The organism is Endozoicomonas sp. SESOKO1 (assembly GCF_024606265.1).
In the GTDB taxonomy this organism is placed as follows: domain Bacteria; phylum Pseudomonadota; class Gammaproteobacteria; order Pseudomonadales; family Endozoicomonadaceae; genus Endozoicomonas.
The window spans coordinates 1-5,800 of the sequence record NZ_JAHHPP010000243.1; the positions used below are offsets into that span (position 1 = coordinate 1).

Annotated in this window: 4 protein-coding genes; 3 read left to right on the forward strand and 1 reads right to left on the reverse strand. The window is 52.1% G+C overall.

The window, feature by feature from the left end:
- Nucleotides 1–269: 269 nt before the first annotated feature.
- Nucleotides 270–1,778 carry a glycerol kinase GlpK gene (glpK, locus tag KDK13_RS10790; protein WP_257284975.1) on the forward strand — a complete coding sequence of 503 codons (1,509 nt, stop codon included), beginning with the start codon at nt 270–272 and terminating at the stop codon, nt 1,776–1,778.
- Nucleotides 1,779–1,821: 43 nt separating this feature from the next.
- On the opposite strand, the gene KDK13_RS10795 is transcribed toward glpK, so the two are convergent.
- Nucleotides 1,822–2,400, reverse strand: coding sequence for a YbhB/YbcL family Raf kinase inhibitor-like protein (locus KDK13_RS10795; RefSeq protein ID WP_257284977.1), 579 nt, complete (start codon nt 2,398–2,400; stop codon nt 1,822–1,824).
- Between the two features lie 269 nt (nt 2,401–2,669).
- Here KDK13_RS10795 and KDK13_RS10800 point away from each other — a divergent pair, with 269 nt between their 5' ends.
- Entirely contained in the window at nt 2,670–4,214 is a 1,545-nt protein-coding gene (locus KDK13_RS10800; RefSeq protein WP_257284978.1) for a Re/Si-specific NAD(P)(+) transhydrogenase subunit alpha, read from the forward strand.
- Nucleotides 4,215–4,229: 15 nt separating this feature from the next.
- Nucleotides 4,230–5,630: a Re/Si-specific NAD(P)(+) transhydrogenase subunit beta gene (pntB, locus tag KDK13_RS10805; protein WP_257284979.1), complete on the forward strand. Its 1,401-nt coding sequence runs from the start codon at nt 4,230–4,232 to the stop codon at nt 5,628–5,630.
- Nucleotides 5,631–5,800 lie beyond the last annotated feature (170 nt).

Genomic DNA, 5,800 nt, shown 5'->3' on the forward strand with positions numbered 1-5,800 from the left:
TCCATGTTGATTACGACAGCCTTGTCAAGAGTTACCTGCTCAATGGTGAGAACCCGTTCACCCGAGCCCCGCTGGACTGGTCCACGGTGGTAAGGCTTGAAGAGGTTCCCGCCCCGGCAAAAAATGAAGACTGAACGGTGCCTGATTGAAACCTGATGACCTGCCACAGCAGACCCGGAAGAGCTGGTCCTGCTGTGGTTTTTTTGGTTTATTTGCAAAAGAATTTAAGATCAAAAAGCCTCCCCTGTTAAGGAATCAAGGACAAAAGAATGACCACTGAAAAGAAATACATTGTTTCTCTTGATCAGGGTACAACCAGTTCTCGAGCAATTATTTTTAACCATGATGGTGAAATTGCAGGCACTTCCCAGCGGGAGTTTACCCAGTACTATCCTCAGCCGGGCTGGGTTGAGCACAACCCGATGGAGATCTGGGCGACCCAGAGTTCGGTGCTGACCGAAGTGCTGGCAAAAACCAATATTCGCCCTGATGAAGTTGCCGCCCTTGGTATTACCAATCAACGGGAAACCACCGTCGTCTGGAATAAAAAGACCGGTCAGCCGGTCTATAACGCCATTGTATGGCAATGTCGTCGTACGACGGATATCTGTGAACAATTAAAAAAAGCCGGGCTGGAAGCTCATATTCGTGACACGACCGGTCTGGTTCTGGACGCTTATTTCTCTGGTACGAAAATCAAGTGGATTCTTGACAATGTCGAAGGTGCCCGTGAACGAGCCGAAAAAGGTGACCTGTTGTTCGGTACCGTGGATACCTGGCTGACCTGGAAGCTCACCGATGGTCGTGCCCATGTTACCGATGTGACCAACGCTTCACGGACCATGCTGTTTGATATCAACCTTCTTGAGTGGGATGACACCATCCTGAAGGCGTTGGGTATTCCACGCAGTATGCTGCCTGAGGTGAAGTCCAGCTCTGAAGTGTATGGCAAGACCAATATCGGCGGTAAAAGTGGAACGCGGATTCCTGTTGCAGGCATGGCCGGTGACCAGCAGGCCGCCCTGTTTGGCCAGATGTGCCATGACAAGGGGATGGCCAAGAACACTTACGGCACAGGCTGCTTCCTGTTGATGAATACCGGTAAGGTGCCTGTCAAGTCTGAACATGGTCTGTTAACGACCATTGCCTATGGTATTGGCGGCAAGGTGCATTACGCCCTGGAAGGTGCTGTTTTTATGGGTGGGGCTTCCGTTCAGTGGCTTCGTGACGAGCTTGGCCTGGTTCGTGATGCGGCGGATACTGAATATTTTGCCAGCAAAGTAAAAGACACCAATGGTGTTTATGTAGTGCCGGGTTTTGTGGGTCTGGGAGCCCCATACTGGGATCCTTATGCCCGTGGTGCGATTTTTGGTCTGACCCGTGGCGCTAACCGTAACCATATTGTTCGTGCGACGCTGGAAGCCATTGCCTATCAATCCCGTGATCTGATTGAAGCGATGCAGCAGGATGCCGGTATTGCAATGAAACAGCTTCGTGTTGATGGTGGTGCCGTGGCCAATAACTTTCTGATGCAGTTCCAGTCCGACATTCTGAATAAGGAAGTGGTTCGTCCTACGGTGACTGAATCAACAGCGGCGGGCTCCGCCTATCTGGCAGGCCTTGCTGTTGGTTTCTGGAAAAGTATTGATGAGCTTAAGGACAAGGTCGGTGTCGATCGTATTTATACTCCGGTTATGGCTGAAGAACAGCGCACAGGGCTGTACAAAGGCTGGAAGAAAGCGGTAGAACGGAGCTTGAAGTGGGAAGACCAGGAATAACTTTCTCGTTTTTCCTGACTGGATATTTCACGACAATGCCTGGTCATCGGGCATTGGTGGGCGCAGTGAGCACTGCCTTGGCCAATGTGTGCTGCATAATATAAAAGCTGGCCATTGCGGGTGTTGCGCTACTGTTTTCATCCAGGTCAGGGATATCCAGGGCGTAAACGGTAATGTGGTAGTCGTGGGGCGCGGAGTCTGGTGGCGGGCAAGCACCGCCATAGCCTTTAAACCCATAATCATTCATCAACATGCTGGCCCCTGTGGGCAGATTCCTGCCACCCTCCATACCCGCATTTAACGACAGACTGGTAATATTGCCGGGAATATTGATCACCACCCAATGCCACCAGCCACTGCCTGTGGGGGCATCGGGGTCGTACATGGTCACGGCAAAGCTTTTCGTTCCTTTGGGTATGTTGCTCCACTTCAGTTCAGGTGAGGTATTTTCACCAGTGCAACCCCACTGGTTATAAATTTGCTGGCTCTGGAAGGATTTGCCGTTGGTTACCTGGTTACTCATCAGCGTCATGATGCCCGAATCGGGCTTTTTCCCCATGCCCGGCGTAGCAAGGCTGATGGCCAGTATCCCTGTAGCAGCAAGAGTAACTGCACGTTTCATCACTCAATCCCGGTAGATGGTTCCTGTGGAAGATTAGCTGTGGATTATTAAAGTTGCCCAATCTTTTAGTGAAAGTTGTCGTTTTTTTGGTGTAGAAGCAAATAGGTAATCCCACCGACAACGACTGTTAATTACCACTTTGTCAGAAAATCACTTACTATGTGCGCCCTGATTAATGAGAAGGACTCTTGAGACAGGTTGCCGGTTGCCTGTAGAGGGTTTCGATCTTATGAAGCAGCTGTCTATTAATTTAGCTTCCGGTGACCGTTATGCGCATAGGGATCCCTGGAGAGGTCCAGGAAAACGAGAATCGCGTTGCTGCAACGCCCGATACCGTGGAAAAGTTGCAAAAACTCGGTTTTGACGTCGTCGTTGAACAGGGTGCAGGGGTAAAAGCAAGCTTTGAGGATGACGCATTTACTCAGGCGGGTGCCCAGATAGTTGATCGTGATGATGTCTGGAATTCAGACATTATTCTGAAGGTTAACGCGCCAATTGATGATGAAATTGCTCTGCTTAAGGATGGTGCTACCCTGGCCAGCTTCATCTGGCCAGCCCAGAATGAAGCGCTGATGAACAAGCTCAGCCAGCGTAATGTGAACATTCTGGCGATGGACAGCGTACCACGCCTGTCTCGCTCACAGTCTCTGGATGCCCTGAGCTCAATGGCCAATATTGGTGGCTATCGTGCGGTGGTTGAAGCGTCCCATGAGTTTGGCCGCTTCTTTAATGGCCAGATCACCGCAGCCGGTAAAATTCCGCCTGCCAGGGTGCTGGTCATTGGTGCCGGTGTTGCTGGCCTCGCTGCCTTGGGTGCGGCGGGCAGTATGGGTGCCATTGTGCGTGCCTTCGATACCCGACCTGAGGTAAAAGAGCAGGTTCAGAGCATGGGGGCGGAGTTCCTTGAGCTGGTCTTTTCATCAGAAGAGCAAGAACAACAGGACTCTTCCGATGGTTATGCGAAAGAGATGAGCCAGGCATTCATTGATGCCGAAATGGCCCTCTTTATGGAGCAGGCCAGAGAAGTTGATATCATCATCACGACCGCGCTGATTCCCGGCAAACCGGCACCAAAGCTGATCACCGAAGAGATGGTCAAGGCGATGAAGCCCGGCAGTGTTATTGTCGATCTGGCAGCCCAGGCCGGCGGCAACTGCGCCTGCACCGTCAAGGATCAGATTACCCTCGCCCATGGCGTAAAAGTGATTGGCTATACCGATCTGCCGAGCCGTTTGCCTACCCAGTCATCGCAACTGTACGGCACTAACCTGGTCAATCTGCTGAAACTGCTCTGTCCAAACAAGGATGGACAGATTGATATCAACTTTGATGATGAAGTGATCCGTGGCCTGACCGTTATCCGTGATGGCAGCATCACCTGGCCACCACCTCCGGTAAACGTCAGTGCTGCCCCGGCTGCCGGGCCTGAACCGGTTGTGGCTAAAGCACCGGAGAAAGAGGAAAAGGCCAGACCCTGGCTGAAGCCGGTGCTGATGGCTGTTGGTGCTGTTCTCTTTGGTTGCCTGGCTAACGCTGCCCCCACCAGTTTTCTGGAACATTTTACCGTTTTTGTCCTTGCGTCCATTGTCGGCTATTACGTCATCTGGAATGTGACGTCTGCTTTGCATACTCCACTGATGAGTGTTACCAACGCCATCAGTGGCATTGTGGTGGTTGGTGGTCTGGTTCAGATGGGCAGTGACAACAATATTGTACTTGCACTGTCGGGTATCGCCATCACGGTCGCTGTCATCAATATTGTTGGTGGATTCGCTGTTACCCAGCGGATGCTCAAGATGTTCCGTCTGGATTAACAGGAGTCGCTCGCAATGTCTGAAGGTTTACTGGTAGCGGCTTATCTGGTCGCTGCATTAATGTTTGTGATGAGCCTCGCTGGGCTTAGCCGACAGGATACGGCAAAAAACGGCAACATATACGGCATCATCGGTATGGTGGTTGCCGTGCTGGCAACCCTTGCCCATGCCCATATTGCCGGTATTACCCTGGTCACGCTCTGTATGATTGTGGGTACGGCTGTTGGCCTTTATCTGGCGATTAAGGTCCAGATGACGGAGATGCCACAGCTGGTGGCCATACTGAACGGCTTTGGTGGTCTGGCAGCCGTACTGATCGGTTTTGCCAGTGCGCTGGAAGTGAATGACTCACTGATCGGTCAACTGCAAGACCTGGTCATGTCCACTGAGCAGTTGATTCACAGCTATGAAATCTTTATCGGGATTATCATTGGTGCGGTGACGTTCAGTGGCTCGGTGGTGGCGGCGTTGAAGCTTCATGGCAAGATTTCCAGTCGCCCTGTATCACTGCCCGGTAAGCACTGGACCAACCTGGCCATCCTTGCCCTGGCGGTGTTGATGGGGGTTGTCTATGTACAGCAGCACAGTATTCTGGCGCTGTTGCTGGTCACCCTGCTGGCCTTTGCCTTTGGTGTCACCCTGGTGCTGGGAATTGGCGGTGCCGATATGCCGGTGGTGGTTTCCATGCTTAACGCCTACTCAGGTCTGGCAGCAGCCATGACCGGCTTTATGCTGGGCAACAACCTGCTGATCATTACCGGTGCCATGGTAGGTTCTTCCGGTGCCATCCTCTCTTACCTGATGTGCGCGGCCATGAATCGGTCGTTTATTTCGGTGATTCTCGGTGGCTTTGGTACTGAAGAAGGGACGATCATCGAAGGTGGTGACCAGGGTGAATATACTGAAGTCAGCGCAGAAGAAGTGGCGGAACGCCTGAAGAACTCCTCCAGTGTCATTATTACGCCCGGCTACGGTATGGCGGTTGCCCAGGCTCAGCACCCGGTCCGTGACCTGGTCAATAAGCTGCGGGAGCGCGGTATCAAGGTGCGTTTCGGCATCCATCCGGTGGCCGGTCGTCTGCCGGGTCATATGAATGTACTGCTGGCCGAGGCAAAAGTACCTTATGACATTGTTGAAGAGATGGATGAAATCAACGATGACTTTGCACATACCGATACGGTTCTGGTGATCGGTGCCAACGACACGGTGAACCCGGCGGCCTTCGAAGATCCAACCAGCCCCATTGCCGGCATGCCGGTATTGCGGGTCTGGGAAGCGGGAGAGGTGATCATCTTCAAGCGCTCGATGGCCACCGGCTATGCGGGTGTTCAGAACCCGCTCTTTTTCCGCGAGAACAGTCGTATGCTATTTGGTGATGCCACCGACAGTGTTGAGCAGATTCTCAAACAGTTCTGATATTCCTTCCTGGTCGGCTGGCAGCAAACGCTGTCAGCCTGGAACATTCCCGGCAAGAACTCTCAGTAAAAATAAGGAATGTCTCAAACCGTTCTGATTTTCCCTTTCCTCCTGACTGGCAAGAATTCTCTGCAATTTCTGTATTGCAAAAATAAAACACAATCATTCCT